Annotated in this window: 13 protein-coding genes and 1 riboswitch; of the genes, 4 read left to right on the plus strand and 9 right to left on the minus strand. The window is 72.0% G+C overall.

Annotation, left to right across the window (positions count from 1 at the left end; translation table 11 throughout):
• Positions 1 to 15 precede the first annotated feature (15 nt).
• Positions 16 to 1,602: a GMC oxidoreductase gene (locus ACIPSA_RS01650; RefSeq protein ID WP_402627534.1), complete on the minus strand. Its 1,587-nt coding sequence runs from the start codon at positions 1,600 to 1,602 to the stop codon at positions 16 to 18.
• 127 nt (positions 1,603 to 1,729) lie between these two features.
• Positions 1,730 to 2,872 (minus strand): glycosyltransferase family 4 protein, encoded by a 1,143-nt coding sequence (locus ACIPSA_RS01655; RefSeq protein WP_402627537.1) that lies wholly within the window; start codon positions 2,870 to 2,872, stop codon positions 1,730 to 1,732.
• Between the two features lie 132 nt (positions 2,873 to 3,004).
• Here ACIPSA_RS01655 and ACIPSA_RS01660 point away from each other — a divergent pair, with 132 nt between their 5' ends.
• A complete protein-coding gene (locus ACIPSA_RS01660; RefSeq protein ID WP_402627539.1) occupies positions 3,005 to 4,249 on the plus strand; it encodes a glycosyltransferase 87 family protein in 1,245 nt (414 codons plus the stop codon).
• A 185-nt stretch (positions 4,250 to 4,434) separates the two neighbouring features.
• Here ACIPSA_RS01660 and ACIPSA_RS01665 read toward each other — a convergent pair whose 3' ends face one another.
• Complete coding sequence (locus ACIPSA_RS01665; protein ID WP_402627542.1) at positions 4,435 to 5,757, minus strand: MATE family efflux transporter; 1,323 nt, start codon at positions 5,755 to 5,757, stop codon at positions 4,435 to 4,437.
• Between the two features lie 91 nt (positions 5,758 to 5,848).
• Between ACIPSA_RS01665 and ACIPSA_RS01670 the strand changes: the two genes are divergently transcribed.
• Positions 5,849 to 6,379, plus strand: a complete 531-nt coding sequence (locus ACIPSA_RS01670; protein ID WP_402627545.1) for a helix-turn-helix transcriptional regulator — start codon at positions 5,849 to 5,851, stop codon at positions 6,377 to 6,379.
• On the opposite strand, the gene ACIPSA_RS01675 is transcribed toward ACIPSA_RS01670, so the two are convergent.
• The 5 genes from ACIPSA_RS01675 to ACIPSA_RS01695 form a co-directional block, all read right to left on the minus strand.
• A complete protein-coding gene (locus ACIPSA_RS01675; protein WP_402627548.1) occupies positions 6,367 to 7,566 on the minus strand; it encodes a hypothetical protein in 1,200 nt (399 codons plus the stop codon). The genes ACIPSA_RS01670 and ACIPSA_RS01675 overlap by 13 nt on opposite strands.
• Positions 7,567 to 7,595: 29 nt before the next feature.
• Positions 7,596 to 8,606: an NlpC/P60 family protein gene (locus ACIPSA_RS01680; RefSeq protein WP_402627551.1), complete on the minus strand. Its 1,011-nt coding sequence runs from the start codon at positions 8,604 to 8,606 to the stop codon at positions 7,596 to 7,598.
• Between the two features lie 197 nt (positions 8,607 to 8,803).
• Positions 8,804 to 9,835, minus strand: a complete 1,032-nt coding sequence (locus ACIPSA_RS01685) for an NlpC/P60 family protein (protein WP_402627554.1) — start codon at positions 9,833 to 9,835, stop codon at positions 8,804 to 8,806.
• A gap of 210 nt (positions 9,836 to 10,045) precedes the next feature.
• Positions 10,046 to 11,389 (minus strand): NYN domain-containing protein, encoded by a 1,344-nt coding sequence (locus ACIPSA_RS01690; protein ID WP_402627556.1) that lies wholly within the window; start codon positions 11,387 to 11,389, stop codon positions 10,046 to 10,048.
• A 36-nt stretch (positions 11,390 to 11,425) separates the two neighbouring features.
• Positions 11,426 to 11,665, minus strand: coding sequence for a hypothetical protein (locus tag ACIPSA_RS01695; protein WP_402627559.1), 240 nt, complete (start codon positions 11,663 to 11,665; stop codon positions 11,426 to 11,428).
• 155 nt (positions 11,666 to 11,820) lie between these two features.
• Between ACIPSA_RS01695 and ACIPSA_RS01700 the strand changes: the two genes are divergently transcribed.
• Positions 11,821 to 12,582, plus strand: a complete 762-nt coding sequence (locus tag ACIPSA_RS01700) for a rhomboid family intramembrane serine protease (RefSeq protein WP_402627562.1) — start codon at positions 11,821 to 11,823, stop codon at positions 12,580 to 12,582.
• 41 nt (positions 12,583 to 12,623) lie between these two features.
• Complete coding sequence (locus ACIPSA_RS01705) at positions 12,624 to 12,905, plus strand: Lrp/AsnC family transcriptional regulator (protein ID WP_402627564.1); 282 nt, start codon at positions 12,624 to 12,626, stop codon at positions 12,903 to 12,905.
• A 92-nt stretch (positions 12,906 to 12,997) separates the two neighbouring features.
• Here ACIPSA_RS01705 and ACIPSA_RS01710 read toward each other — a convergent pair whose 3' ends face one another.
• The gene (locus ACIPSA_RS01710; RefSeq protein ID WP_402627566.1) at positions 12,998 to 14,359 is read right to left on the minus strand and encodes an aminotransferase class V-fold PLP-dependent enzyme; all 1,362 of its coding nucleotides are present in this window, start codon (positions 14,357 to 14,359) and stop codon (positions 12,998 to 13,000) included.
• A gap of 183 nt (positions 14,360 to 14,542) precedes the next feature.
• Positions 14,543 to 14,659, minus strand: a riboswitch (SAM riboswitch).
• Positions 14,660 to 14,720: the final 61 nt, after the last annotated feature.

Consider the following 14,720-nt stretch of genomic DNA (forward strand, 5'->3'; position numbering starts at 1 on the left):
GCCCCTGACGGTACGTCATGGCGCGGTGTCCTCGGCGAGGACCCGCGCCATCGTGCGTTCGGCGAGCGCGGTGATGGTGACGAAGGGGTTCACGCCGATCGATCCGGGCACCAGCGAGCCGTCGGTGATGTACAGCTTCGAATAGCCCTTCACCCGGCCGTAGTCGTCGGTCGCCCTTCCCAGCACGCAGCCGCCCAGCGGGTGGTACGTGAAGTCGTCGGCGAAGACCTTGCTGGCCGAACCGAACAGGTCGTACCGGTAGATGGTGGCGTTGGCCGAGTTGATCCGGTCGAACAGCTTCTTGGCCATGGCGACCGACACCGCGCTCTGGGCCGCGGTCCAGCCGAGCTTCACGGATCCGGAGGAGGCGTCGTAGGTGAAGCTCGCCCGCTCCGGGTTCTTGGTGATCGCCAGATAGAGGCTGATCCAGTGCTCGAAGCCCATGGGCAGCGGGGCGATCTCGGCGAAGACCGGGTTGTCGGTGTTGGCCCAGTCGTCGATGCCGAGGACGGGCATGGTCGCCTGGTTGGCGCCGACCGTGTCCCAGATGTGGTTGGCGCGGCCCAGCATGGTGTTGCCGTTGGTGCCCCAGCCCGCGCCCACACTGGGGTCGAGGTCCGGCAGGGTGCCGGTGGCCCGGGCACGGACCAGGAGTTCGGTGGTCCCGAGGCTGCCGCCGCCGAGGAACAGGTACGTGCAGCTGTACTGCTTGGTCTCGACGACCGCGCCTGTGTTGTCGATCCGGTCGGCGGTCAGGACGTACGTCCCGTCGCTCGCCCGGCTGATGGCCCGCACCTTCTCCAGCGTGTGGATGGTGACGTTGCCGGTGCCGAGCGCGGAGGCGAGATACGTCTTGTCGAGACTGCGCTTGCCGTAGTTGTTGCCGTAGATGACCTCACCCGCGAGGGCCGACCTGGTGGCCGTGCCTGCCGCCTCGCGCTGCATGTAGCCGAAGTCGTAGACGTTCGGCACGAAGGTGGTCTTCAGGCCCGCGTTGGAAGCGGCCTTCCGGGAGGTGCGGGCGAACTTGTACCACTCGGTCGACTCGAACCAGGCCGGGTCGACGGTGTTCACGCCGAGCATGGAGCGGGCGCGCGGGAAGTACGTGCCGTACATCTCCGTGGCGTCCACGGTCGGGAACTGCTCGGCGAAGTACGACTGGAGCGGGGTGACCGCCATCCCGCCGTTGACCAGGGAGCCGCCGCCGACACCCCGCCCGACGTAGACGGACATGTTGTCGAAGTGCACCCGGTCCAGGACTCCGGGATAGGCGCTGATGTCCTTGTTGACGAGGTCCAGCCACAGGAAGGTGGCCAGCGGCGCCTCGGTGCGCGTCCGGAACCACATGGAGCGCTGGTCCGGGGCGCTGGTGGAGCAGAAGACCTTGCCGTCGGAACCGGCGGTGTTCCAGAGCCGGCCCATCTCTAGCACCAGGGTGCGGATGCCGGCCTGGCCGAGGCGGAGGGCGGCCACGGCACCGCCGTAGCCGGAGCCGACGACGATCGCAGGGGCGCTCTCGACGGCGGCCGGTTCGGCGGCCCGGGCGGACTGGAGACCGATGCGGGTGAGACCGGCCGTGGCGGCGGTCTGGAGGGCGATCATGCCCAGGATTTGACGTCTCGTCAGCTGACGTTGCATCAGTTTTGCTGTCATGCGCGCAGCATGTGCGGATTTTCCGGTTCCGCCTAGAGCCGCGGCAGAGTTTGGCCCGGACCCTTGAACCAGCCTTTTACAGGAGCTCCTTGAGCCTCTCGGCGAGCAGGTCCCAGCGCCACTTCTCCTCGACCCACTGCCGCCCCCGCTCCCCCATCCGGCGGCGCAGTTCGGGGTCCCCGAGGAGCGTGACGATCCGGTCGGCGGCGTCCTGCGGTGAGCCGCCCCGCACCACCCAGCCGGTCTCCCCGTCGAGCACCGCGTCGGGTGCCCCGCCCGAGTCGCCGGCGACGACCGGCAGCCCGGTGGCCGAGGCCTCCAGATAGACGATCCCGAGCCCCTCGACGTCGAGCCCGCCCCGCCGGGTCCGGCACGGCATGGCGAAGACGTCCCCGGCGCCGTAGTGCGCGGGCAGCTCCGACCAGGGCACGGCGCCGGTGAAGCGCACCGAGTCGGCCACCCCGGTCTCCCGGGCCAGCCTGCGCAGCTCCTTCTCGTACGGCCCGCCGCCGACGATCAGCAGCACGGCGTCCGGCTCCTTGGCGAGGATCCTCGGCATGGCCAGGATCAGTGTGTCCTGCCCCTTGCGCGGCACGAGGCGCGAGACGCACACCACCACCGGCCGCTCGGTCAGGCCGAGCCGCGCCCGCACCTCGTCGCCGCCCGACTCCGGGTGGAAGGTCTTCTCGTCGACGCCCGGGGGCAGCTGCGCCATCCGCCCGGCGGCCTCCGGCGTCAGCGCGCCGGCGATCCGCGAGCGCGTGTACTCGCCGAGGTAGGTGATCGTGTCGGTGGACTCGCCGATCCGGCGCAGCAGCTGTCGCGCGGCGGGCAGCTGGGCCCAGCCGGCCTCGTGCCCGTGGGTGGTGGCGACCAGCCGCTCGGCGCCCGCCCTGCGCAGCGCCGGGGCCATCAGCCCGAGCGGTGCCGCCGCCCCGAACCACACCGAGGTGCACCCGTGCTCCCGCAGCAGCCCGGCCGCCTGCCGGGTCGCCCCCGGTGTGGGCAGCAGCATCGTCGTACGGTCACGCACGACGGTGAAGGGCTGGTCGGCGTCGAAGGCGGCCGTGGCCTCGACGCCCTCCCGGCTCCGCTTCCAGGTGGAGGCGTAGACGACGAGCCGGCCGGGTTCCAGGCGCAGCGCCATGTTGTGCAGGAACGCCTGGATGCCGCCCGGCCGGGGCGGGAAGTCGTTGGTCACGATCAGGGTCTTGTGCATCGCCGCCGACCCTACCCAACCCGCGCACGACCGGGCACGGGCGCCCGGCCGTGCTTCATGGCACCCGCACAGGCGGCCGGGGGATCATGAGTCCCCGAAGAGGGCAGGGCAGGCGGACGAAGAGGGGCTCAGGTGAACAGGACGGGCGCGGGACGGTCCCTGGCGTGGCCGCTGGGGGCCTGGGGCGTCACCCGGCTGGTGCTGCTGCTCTTCGTCTTCCGGGTGTTCGTCTTCCCGGGCGCGGACGTCACGACCGATGTGTCCGTGATCTACCACGGCTGGTACGACGTGCTGCGCCACGGCACGTTCCCGCTGCACGACGTGACCTGGCAGTACCCGCCGGCCGCCGCGCTCGCGATCCTCTCCCCCGCCACCCTGCCCTTCCTCGGCTACGCCACCGCCTTCTTCGTCCTGGCCTGCCTCGCCGATCTGGCCGTGCTGTCCCTGCTGCTGTACGCGGGCCGGCGTCCGGGCGCATCGCCGCGCGGTGCCTGGGTGTGGGTGGCCGGCGTCCCGCTGCTCGGCCCCACGGTGTACGCCCGCTACGACCTGATGGTGACGACGGTGGCGGTCGCCGGGCTGCTCGCGGGGGCCCGGCACCCCCGGGTGCTGGGCGCACTGGCGGGCTTCGGGGCGATGGTCAAGGTGTGGCCGGTGCTGATGCTCGCGGGGCTGTGGGGTGCGGCCAGGCGCCGGGCGTGGGCCGCGGCGACGGTGACCGCGGGCGCCCTGGCGGCGCTGTTCGCGGTGGCCATGCCCGGCGCGTTCGCCTTCCTCACCGCCCAGCGCGGCCGGGGCACCGAGGTGGAGTCTCTGGGCGCCCTGGTCTTCCACGTGGCGCGGCACTTCGGCTGGCGGGGCCAGGTGCTGCTGAACTACGGCTCGGTGGAGTTCCTCGGCCCGTACGTCGGCGTGGTGAGCACGGCCGCCCTGGCGCTCACCGGCGCCGCCTTCGGCTGGCTGCTGCTGTGGCGGCTGACGGCGCGGCGCTTCCCGCCGCCCGCGCCGGCGGACGCGGCCTTCACGGCGGTGCTGATGTTCACGGTGACCAGCCGGGTGATCAGCCCGCAGTACCTGGTCTGGCTGATCGGCCTGGCCGCCGTCTGCCTGTGCCACCGCGAGAGCCGGATGCGGCTGCCCGCCCTGATGCTCCTGGCGGCGGCCTTCGTGACGGTCCTGGAGTTCCCGATCGGCTTCGCACACGTCGTGGCCAGCGACCTGTACGGCACGAGCCTGCTGCTCCTGCGCAACGGCCTGCTGCTCACCGCCACACTCCTGGCCGCCCGCACCCTGTGGCACAGCACGGTCTCCGAGCCCGGCACCACACAGGTACCGAGCCAGACGACCCGCTCGAACGGAACCCGGGTCTCCTCCTGAGCGGTGGGCCGGCCGGCGGACCGGGCGGAGACCCCGGGCGGCGCACACGCCCCCGAAGTCCTCGCCCCGGCCCCCGGTCTCCTCGCGGGCGGAGGTCGTCCGGCAGGCCGAGGCGGAGGCTCAGGGACGGGCGCGCTACGGATTCCTCGGCCCCGCCCCTGGACCAGTGCCGCCACCCCGCCCGGTCAAGCCGCCCGGACGAGCGGGACCCCCGTCTCCTGCTGGCGTCGCGACCGGCTGAACAGTAGCGCGGCGACCCCGCACTGGATCGTCATGGCCAGCGCCAGGGCGAGGCAGATGCCGGGCAGGCCGAGGCCCGACAGGGCGTACGCGAGGGGCAGCTGGACGGCCGTGCCGAGCAGGGTCACGCGCAGCAGCGCCGGTGCTCCGCCGCTCCCCTCGAAGACTCCGCCGAGGGCGATGAAGCAGGCCATCAGGAGCAGGTAGGGGCCTGTGCAGCGAAGGAACAGGACGCCCTGGCCGGCGACGGCTGGTCCGGCGCCGAAGGCGGACATCACCCAGGGGGCGGTGACGGCGAGCAGAACCGCCGCCGTCAGGCCCAGCGTCCCGGAGACGAGCGTCGCCTGCCGCCCGATGTCCCGCCGCGCGTCCTGGCCGGCGCCCCGGGTGTGCGCGGTGTGGATCGAGGCGGCCTGGCGCACGGAGTAGAAGGCCATGGTGGCGACGTACATCACCTTGTACGCGATCGAGTAGGCGGCCACGGCGGTCACCCCGAGCCGCGCCACGATCGCCACCAGGACCAGCGCCCCGCCCTGCCGCACGGTGAAGTCGACGGACATGGGCAGCCCGGTGGCCAGCGTCCTGCGCAGGGCCGCGGGCACCGGCTCGGCGGGGCGGGCCTGCGCCGCGGTCCGCAGCAGCGCGTTCCGGCGCAGGGCGCGCACTCCCACCGCCAACGCCGCGCAACGGCACAGCACGGTCGAGGCGGCGGCGCCCCGGACGCCGTACAGATGGATGAGGACCGGGTCGCAGACCAGGATCAGCCCGTTGGCCAGCAGGGCGAGCCGCATCGGGGTGCGGGTGTCGCCGGAGCCCTTGAGAATGCCGTCGACGAGCTGCTGGGCGAAGAAGACCGCCATGCCCGGCATCGAGAGCGCGAAGTAGGCGCTCGCCAAGGAGGGCGCGGCACCGCCGTCCCCGCCGAGCACCAGCCGGGCCAGTGGCGCGCGCAGCAGCAGCCCGCCGGCCACGACCGCGGGGGTGACGAGCGCGAACAGCGCCCATCCGCCGCGCACCGCGGCCCGTACGGCGCCCGGATCCCGGGCCCCTCTGGCGTGGGCGACCAGCACGGTCGTACCGGAGGCGAAGACCAGGGCGACGCCGAGCAGCACGTTCTCGGTGTTGGTCGCGACCGCGACGGCGGCGACCGCGGCTCCGCCGAGCCGGGACACCCAGAGGGTGTTGATGATCCCTGAGGCGACGGAGGCCAGGAGCGAGAAGTACACGGGGCGGGCGAGCGATATGAGCTGCTTGCGATGGGCGTTCACGGTTCGGTACCCCCTCGAAGACTGGTACCTCTAATCGAGGTAGCTCGACTAGAGGTACCATGAGGGCACGACGTCCGCAAGGAGGATCCGCGTGCTCGAACTGTCGATCCTCGGCTTCCTGGCCGAGGAACCCCTGCACGGATACGAGCTGAAGGAGCGCATCAAGGCGCTGAGCGGTCACGTCCGCCCGGTCAGCGACGGCGCCCTCTACCCGGCGATCACGCGGCTGGTGACCGCGGGAAAGCTCGACCAGCGCATGGAGGAGGGCGCGAGCGCCGCCCCGCGCAGGGTGCTGTCGCTGACCGACGCCGGCCGCGAGGAGCTCCGTGAGCGGCTGCGGCACCCCAAGCAGGCGGACATCACCGACCAGGTCCGCTTCAACACGCTGCTGGCCTTCCTGCGGCATCTGCCGGACCGGGCCGAGCAGGCCGCCGTGCTGCGCCGTCGTCTGGACTTCCTGGAGACCCCGGCGAGCTTCTTCTACCGGGACGGCGAGCCCGTGCGGGCCGAGGAGGCCGGCGATCTGTTCCGGCAGGGCATGCTGCGGGTGGCGCGGGCGACGGGCCGCGCGGAGCGCGAGTGGCTCCGCGAGGCCCTCGACCTGCTCTCTCAGCCGAGCTGAGCCCGCACGTAGTCCTGCCACCGCGCGGTGAACTTCTCCGGCGTCGTGCCGAGCACCTTCCGCAGCGCGCCCTCGACCGCGCCCGCCCGCTTCCCGTGCGCTCCGACGGCCCGGTAGAACTCGCCGAGCCGGACCTCGCCCCAGCGGTCGGCGATCATCCGGCAGGCCAGCCAGCCGCTCTCGTAGGCCTGGGCCAGCCGGGTCGGGTCACTGTCGAAGCCGAAGTCCTTGTCGGCGGGCAGATCGGCCGGCACCCGGCCCTCCTGGACGGCCCGCGCCAGCTCCGGCGCGGCCTCGCCGGGCGTCCGGCCCGTGCCGAGGTAGCCGATCCAGTCCGCGTAGCCCTCGGAGAGCCACAGCGGGGTGGCCGGGGTCGTGTCCGCGCGGGTGGCCACATGGGTCGTCTCATGCGTGAGCACGACCTGCTTGCCGACGGCGCCCAGAAGGGCGTACGCCTCCGGATTGACGACGACCCGGTCCGCGGGCGCCCTGCCGGAGCCTCCCGCCTCGCCCGTGGTGACGGCGGCGATCCCGCGGTACGAGGAGGGAGGCGAGCCGAGGAGGCCCGCCATGCCCTGCAGGGACCGCGGTACGAGCACGACGACCCGCCGCGTCCAGTGCGTGCCCCACGCCTGGGACACGGCCGGCACCGCGCGCTCGGCGAGCCGCGCGTACGCGCGCAGCGCGCCGTCCGGCTGGCCGACCCCGAGGATCAGGCTGTGGCCGCCCTTGACGACCGTCACCGCGCCCTGGTCCCACAGCTGCTGGGCCGACTTCCTGGCGGGCTTGTCGGCGGCGACGTACCACCGCCCGTCGGCCGTGAGCCCGAGCGTGAGCGTGCGGTCCGCGGACACGGGGGCCTTGTCGTAGCCGCCGACGCGATAGCTGAGCTCGGCGTCGGCGGTGGCGGTGGCGCCGCTGCGGTGCAGGCCGGTCAGCCGGTACGCCCAGGACGCCAGCGGCACCGTGCGGAGGTTCTCGTACGGCGTGCGTGTGCCCGTCTCGCCGTACGCCGCCTCGTCGTGGCCGAGGAGCGCCGCCGCCCGCCGGTCGAGCACGTGCTGCACCTCGGTCCTCGCGGAGTCGGCCGCGGTCGGCCCGCCACAGCCGGACGATCCGGACAAGGGGACGAGCAGCAGACACAGTCCCACCACTCCCGAGCGCCACCCCCGCCTGCGACCAGCCACTTCCCGATCGTACGGCCCGACGCGCGAAGTCAGACCCGGGTGACCGACGAGACCGGCATCATCCCGACCGGGTCGTAGCGCACCGGCGCACCGGGGTGGGGCGCGTGGATCACCTGGCCATTGCCCACGTACATCGCCACATGGCTGGCGTCGGAGCGGTAGACGACCAGGTCACCGGGGCGCGCCTGGGAGAGCGGGACCTGCCGCCCGGCGTACCGCTGCTCCTGCGAGGTGCGGGGCAGTTGGATCCCGGCGTGCGAGTACGCCCACTGCATCAGCCCCGAGCAGTCGAAGCCGGAGGGGCCGTTGGCGCCCCAGACGTAGGGCCGGCCGAGCGCGGAGCGGGCGGCGGCGAGGGCCGCGGCCGTGCGGACGTCCGGGGCGACGGCTCCGGCGAGGTCCGGCATGCCGGAGCGGCCGCCGCGCGAAGCACGTTCATAGGCGGCGCGCTCCACGGCGGGCAGGGAGTTGAGCAGTTGCCGTGCCCTGGCGAGCTTCTTCTCCACGGACCGCTTGTGCGAGGCGACGGACCGGCGGTTCTTCTCCAGCTCGGCGAGCTTCCCGGAGGTCTCGGCCCGCTCCTGGGCGAGCTCGCGTATGGCCGTCTGGAGCTCCCTGAGCTGTCCGGCCTGGTGGGCGCCGATCCGGTCGAGCGTGGCCGCCTTGTCGAGGTAGTCGGCCGGGTCGTCGGAGAACAGCAGGGCCAGGGTGGGGTCGATGCCGCCGGAGCGGTACTGGGCGCCGGCCAGCGAACCGAGCGCCTCCCGCATGGTGTTGATGCGCTCCTGCTGCCGGGCGATGTGGTCCTGCGCCTGGCTCACCTGCCTGCGCAGCGCGCCGACGCGTTCGCCGGCCTCGTCGAAGGCCTCGGTGGCCTTCTCGGCCTCCTGGTAGAGGCGGTCCACCTCCGCGCGGGTGTTGTCGTGCGGCGCGGCGGCCGCCGGTACGGCGCCGAGGGCGGCGGCAGCGGCGGACAGTACGCACAGGGCGAGGGCGCCCCGGTCGAACCCTGACGGTACAAGGCGGCGATGGGACCCCACGTTGAGCCGCGCTCCTTCCGCTGGCGGATGTCTGACTGCTCGGAAACCCGCCAGACAGTAGCCGTACGGACACGCACCGTCCAAAGGCCTCTGCGGCCGCACCAACGCGACGACCCGCCGCCGACGCAGGTCAGCAGCGGGTCGTGGAGTCAGTTTTCGGTTGTCGCGAATCGCCCGTTCGGGCGGCAGCCGAAGCGTCAGACGCGGACGCCGAACTGGAACGGCATGTCGCTCATCGCCTCGTAGCGCACGACGGCACCGGTGTGCGGGGCGTGCAGCACCTGGCCGTTGCCGGCGTAGAGGCCGACGTGGTGCAGGTCGCCGTAGAAGAACACCAGGTCGCCGACCTGGAGCTGGCTCATGGAGAGGTGGGCGCCGTAGTTCGCCTGGGCCTCGGAGGTGCGCGGGATGGTGACACCGGCCTGGGCGTAGGCCCAGGAGGTCAGGCCCGAGCAGTCGAAGGAGGACGGGCCGGAGGCGCCGTAGACGTACGGCGTGCCTATCTTGCTCTGGGCGGCGGAGAAGGCCGCGGCGGCCCGGCCGTTGGCCGAGGAGTCGTTGCCGAGGTCCACGCGCTCGGTGGAGGAGCGGTTGGCGCGGGCCTGCTCGGCCGCGAGGTCCGCCTTCTCCTTCGCCGTCAGGGTGTTGAGCAGCTTCTGCGCCTCGGCGAGCTTGCCCTGGACTTCCTGCTTCTTCTTGCCCAGCTCGGTGCGGGTGGAGGCGAGGTCCTTGAGCTTGTCGGTGGCCTCTGCCCGCTCCTGGGCGAGTTCGCGCTGCTTGTCCTGGATCTTCTTCAGGCCCTCGACCTGCTGGCTGCTCAACTGGTCGAGCGTGGACGCCTTGTCGAGGTAGTCGTCCGGGTTCGAGGAAAGGAAGAGCTGGACGGACGGGTCTATGCCGCCCGAGCGGTACTGCGCGCTGGCCATCGACCCCAGGCCGTCGCGGAGCTTGTTGAGCTCCTCCTGGCCACGGGCGACGTTGTCCTGGATGGTGGAGATTTCCTTCTGCAGCTTCTGCTGCTTCTCCTTGGCTCCGTTGAACTTCTCGGTGGCCTGCTCCGCTTCCTCGTAGAGCTTGTCGACCTTGGCCTTGACCTCGCTCTTGCTGAGCTTCTCGCTGGGCGCCGCGTTGGCGGCGTTCGCGCTCAGGACGACGGCAGCGGCGGCTGCGGTGGTCAGCACGGTCACGCGCGTGCGGCTCTGCTGCTTCGGTCGACGGTGGGACGCCACGGAGACGGGCTCCTTCTTTTGAGTGATCACCCGTGTGGAGGTTCGAAGCCAGACCCTAGTGACCTTGCTGTGATCAGTTCAAATCCTCACACCAAAAAATCCCGTCACGACATGCATTCTTTGCACACAACTCACATGCAGTGAGGCCCGCTTGACGCAACGTTGCGCAGCAACCATGTCAATTCGGGCATTGCGCCCGCGCATTGACCTTCAGGACAGTCGCTTGAGGAGTACCGCAGAAGCGACAGGACGGGCACCCGCCTTGGCGACGCCGTCGGCGACCTCGCGGTCGGTCGAGGCGACGATGACCGGGCGGCCCGGCGGCTCGGCGCGGACCAGCTGGCGGATGAGCTCGTCGGCCGTGACACCCGGCTTGGAGAACAGCACCCGGACCCCGCGCGGCGGGGCGAGCAGGACGGGCGCGGCCAGTTCGGCGCCGTCGAAGACGCACGTCACCTCGGCGCCGGTCTGCGCGGCGAGCTGCGAGAGCTGACCGAGCAGCCGCAGACGCTGCTTCTCCAGCGGCATCTGCGGATAGCCGGTCTTGGTGACGTTGTAGCCGTCGACCACCAGGTGCGCCTGCGGCAGGGCGAGCAGCTGGTCGAGGATGGCCGGATCGTTTTCGGACAGCGCACGGGTGGCGATGTCCTTCGGGGTCATTCGTCCCGGTTCGACCGCGTCCACGGTCTCGGCCGGGCGTACGGACACGGGCGGCAACGCCAGTTCCCGGCGCAGCCCTTGGGCCGCGTCCAGTACGGTGTCGAGCAGCAGCCGTACGCGCATGTCCTCGACGCTGCGCCCCTCCCGAGCCGCCCTGCGGGTGGCCTCCAGGGCGGCCTCGGCCTCCCCCAGGCGGGCCTTGAGGCGCCGGGTCTCGCTCTCGGCGGCGGACACCTGCGCCTGCCCCTCGGCCCGCACGGCCTCGATCTCGCCCTGCACCTTGCGCAGGGCCGCCTCGCCGCGCTTGACGTCACTCTGGGCCGCACGGAGCTTGCGGTGCAGCGAGTCCGCCTCCTTCTTCGCCGCCTCCAGCTCGGCGCGCAGCCGCTCGGTCTCGCCCCGGGTCTGCTCCCGGGCCCGGTCGAGCTCCTCGCGCAGCCGCTCCAGCTCGGCCCGGCTCTCCTCGTCGGCGCGCTCGGCGTCCGCCCGCTGGGCCTCCTCGCCGGCCGCGGTGACCAGCTTCACCCAGCCCGTGGGCCGCAGCACATAGGCCGCGGCCGCCACATCGAGCGGATCCGCGGCCGGGGGCGGCGAGCCGGAGTCGAGGGCGCCGGCCAGTTCCGGCTGAGCCTCTCTCAGCTTCTCCCCGATGCGCTGCCGGAACAGCGGATCGGTCTCCAGGGCCGCCGCCATGGCGTTCCCGGCGAACTTGGCCCGACGATTCGGGGCGAACCGGGCGTACTGCCGCAACTGGGCGGGCAGTTCGCCGACGGTCAGCCCGCCGAAACCGTCCGAGACGATCTGTACGACACGCCGTCGCACACCGTCGGGCAGCGGACGGTCAAGCACCTCGGCGGTGCCGTCGCCCGGCCCCCCGCCTGCGGTCTCCACCATCCGTCACACCCCAATACCTGTGCGGGGCCGCTCCTGTCAGGAGTCGGCGCCCGGCCTGTCCACGAGTTCCACCTGGTCCACCGCGTTGCACCAGCGGCAGCGGACCGACTCGATGGTCTCACTGACGACCTCGCGCTCCTCCACCTTCGGCTCACCGGCCAGGTCGAGGTGGACGTACTCGACGACCTTCGACGCACGCGTCACGTCGAAGCGCGTGAGGTTGCCGCAGAGGGTGCAGCGCCACCGCGTCGTAGCGGTAGGCAGGGGAACCGTCATCGTGGCTGTTCGCTTCCTTCTAGTGTCCGTGACGCGCCATCTGCCCGACGCGTGTGGGTCGTAACCCTACGGCCTGGCGGGTACTCGCCGCTGGTCCGTCCACGGCGGCGAGGCGGTCTGTGCGACTGCGTCCCGTTACGTCATGCTCTGTGTTCATGATCAGCAACTGGAGCGCGGTGGCCGGCAGGACCTTCAGAGCGGTTCGGGGCACATCGGCGCCGATGACGTACGGCCTCATCGCCCTGTGCTGTCTGATCTTCTTGCTCGGGCCCGCGGCCGGGCTCGATCCGGCGTACGGCTCGGGGGACGCGCTGCTCGCCGCCCAGCGGGCGTACTTCCGGCACTGGGGTGTCGTCCCGGCGGACCTGTTCGCCGCCCCGGCGCGAGAGGCCCTCACCCCCGCCACCGCCCTCTTCGTGCACGGCAGCTGGGTGCATCTGCTCGGCAACATGCTCTTCCTCTACGTCTTCGGGGCGATGACCGAGGAGCGGATGGGCCGCGTGCAGTTCACCCTCTTCTACATCGGCTGCGGCTATCTCGCGCTGATCGGCTACGCCGCCGCCAACGACGCGTCCCAGCAGTCGCTGGTCGGCGCCTCCGGCGCGATCTCGGCGGTGCTCGGCGCGTTTCTGTACCTGTTCCCCGACGCCCGTGTCACCAGTCTCCTCCCCTTCCTGTTCTTCCTCCCCCTGCGCTTCCCCGCCTGGGTCGTCCTGCCCTTCTGGGCGGCCCTGCAGTGGCTGGCGGCGAGCCACGCCTCCCAGGGGCCGGGGGTGGCCTACCTCGCCCACCTGGTCGGCTTCTCGCTGGGCTTCCTCTTCGCGTGGGTGCGGTTCGGGCGGACGACTGCCGTGTCCTCCCGGGGGACAGCCTCCGGACCCCCGGCAGAACGACCGGGCCGGCTGGACCGCGAGTAGGGTGAGAGCCCAGCGACGGGCCCCGAGGGAGAGAACCAGCCGTGATCACCGCGATCGTGCTCATCAAGACCAGCGTGGACCGGATCCCCGAGATCGCGGAGCAGATCGCTTCGCTGGATTCGGTGAGCGAGGTCTTTTCCGTCACCGGTACGTACGACCTGATCGCCATGGTGAGGGTCAGGGAGCACGAGAATCTGGCGGACGTCATCCCGGGGCGGATCAGCAAGATCGCCGGCGTGGAGGCGACGGACACGCACGTGGCCTTCCGCACGTACTCGCAGCACGACCTCGAGGCGGCGTTCTCGATCGGGCTGGACAACTGAGGCTGACGTTGTACGTCCACGCGGTGGAGCCGTTCGCCGCACGCACCGCGTAGACACTTCCCTGTCCCGTACCGGGCGGTGCCGTACGGCGGTCAGACCGCCGGGACGCAGCGCCCGTCCTCGGTGCGGTACTGCCACTTGGCGCCGTCCAGGACCAGTTCCTTCACGGCGTTCACGAACCGCTCGACGTGCTCGTCCGGCGTGCCCGCGCCGAAGCTGACGCGGACGGCGTTGAGGGACTTCTCGCCGGGCGCGGCCTCCGGGGCACCGCACTCGCCCTGGGACTGCGGGTCGCTGCCCAGCAGGGTGCGGACGAGGGGGTGGGCGCAGAACAGGCCGTCGCGGACGCCGATGCCGTACTCGGCGGACAGGGCGGCCGCGAAGTGGGAGCTGTTCCAGCCCTCGACGACGAAGGAGATCACGCCGACGCGCGGGGCGTCGTCGCCGAAGAGGGAGAGCACCCTGGCCTCGGGGACCTCGGCGAGCCCGGCCCGGACCGTGTCGATCAGGTACTGCTCGCGGGCGACCAGGGTCTCGAAGCCCGCCTCCGTGAGCGCCTTGCACGCGGAGGCGATGGAGTAGGCGCCGATGACGTTCGGGGAGCCGGCCTCGTGGCGGGCGGCGCCGTCGTGCCACTCCACGGCCACTCCCCCGTCCTCGCGCCGCGTGACCGTGCGGCTGGCGCCGCCGCCCGCGAGGTACGGCTCGGCCGCGCGCAGCCAGTCGGCGCGGCCGGCCAGCACGCCCGAGCCGAACGGGGCGTACAGCTTGTGCCCGGAGAAGGCGACCCAGTCGACGTCGAGGTCCTTCAGGGACACCGGGTGGTGCGGGGCCAGCTGGGCGGCGTCCAGCACGATCCGGGCGCCGTGCGCATGCGCGGCGGCGGCCAGTTCGCGTACGGGCCACAGCTCGCCGGTGACGTTCGAAGCGCCGGTGACGCAGACGAGGGCCGGGCCGTGAGGGTCTCGGTCGGCGAGGGCCCGCTCCAGGGTCTCGACGGCCTCCCGCGGGCTGCGCGGGGCGTCGAGGTAGCTGACCCGGGCGTCCTTCCAGGGCAGCAGGGAGGCGTGGTGCTCGGTCTCGAAGACGAAGACCTGGCAGTCGGCGGGGAGCGCGGCGGCGAGCAGGTTCAGCGAGTCGGTGGTGGACCGGGTGAAGATCACCTGATCGGCCGTGCGGCAGTCGAGGAACTCGGCGACCGTCTTCCGGGCGTTCTCGAAGAGGTCGGTGGAGAGCTGGGAGAGGTAGCCGGCACCGCGGTGGACGCTGCCGTAGTAGGGGGCGTACGCGGCCACGTCGTCCCAGACCCGCTGGAGTGCGGGCGCGCTGGCCGCGTAGTCGAGGGCGGCGTAGGCGACTTCGCCGCCCGTGACGAGCGGGACGGTGACGTCATGACCCAGAACGGGCAGCGGGGCACAAATGGTCCGGACGGCGGCAGCGGTGGAGACAGACATGGCGAACTCCCGTGAGAGGCAAGGCGGAACCACCACGCGAGCGCGCACGGCTCGGGCATCGAGCGCGCACGGCTCAAGCGCGGGGACGAGAAAAGGGGTACGCGGAGGCGGGGCTCTACGCCCTATCGCATTCGCTTGCTCACAGAAGGCTCCCTCGACGACCAGGACCCCTGGTGTGCGAGGGGTCCGCGCTTGCCGTGGACCTTGCTGCCCACGGCCTGGTCCTCACCCGGGGCACCCCGCCACGGACGGAGGGTTGCCGGACAGTCGGCCGGGGCCTCATGACTGTCACTCATGACCTGAAAAGGAACGTACGTGAAGTGATCGCGGTCCCGCAACCCGTGTCCGGATCGCGGGACCG

The sequence above is a fragment of the Streptomyces sp. NPDC086549 genome (genome assembly GCF_044746205.1).
In the GTDB taxonomy this organism is placed as follows: Bacteria; Actinomycetota; Actinomycetes; order Streptomycetales; family Streptomycetaceae; genus Streptomyces.

Bases quoted from the DNA above. Each gene is read 5' to 3' on its own strand.
- ACIPSA_RS01690 (WP_402627556.1), bottom strand. From the start codon at position 11,389: ATGGTGGAGACCGCAGGCGGGGGGCCGGGCGACGGCACCGCCGAGGTG.
- ACIPSA_RS01650 (WP_402627534.1), bottom strand. From the start codon at position 1,602: ATGATCGCCCTCCAGACCGCCGCCACGGCCGGTCTCACCCGCATCGGT.
- ACIPSA_RS01695 (WP_402627559.1), bottom strand. From the start codon at position 11,665: ATGACGGTTCCCCTGCCTACCGCTACGACGCGGTGGCGCTGCACCCTC.
- ACIPSA_RS01700 (WP_402627562.1), top strand. From the start codon at position 11,821: ATGATCAGCAACTGGAGCGCGGTGGCCGGCAGGACCTTCAGAGCGGTT.
- ACIPSA_RS01655 (WP_402627537.1), bottom strand. From the start codon at position 2,872: ATGCACAAGACCCTGATCGTGACCAACGACTTCCCGCCCCGGCCGGGC.
- ACIPSA_RS01710 (WP_402627566.1), bottom strand. From the start codon at position 14,359: ATGTCTGTCTCCACCGCTGCCGCCGTCCGGACCATTTGTGCCCCGCTG.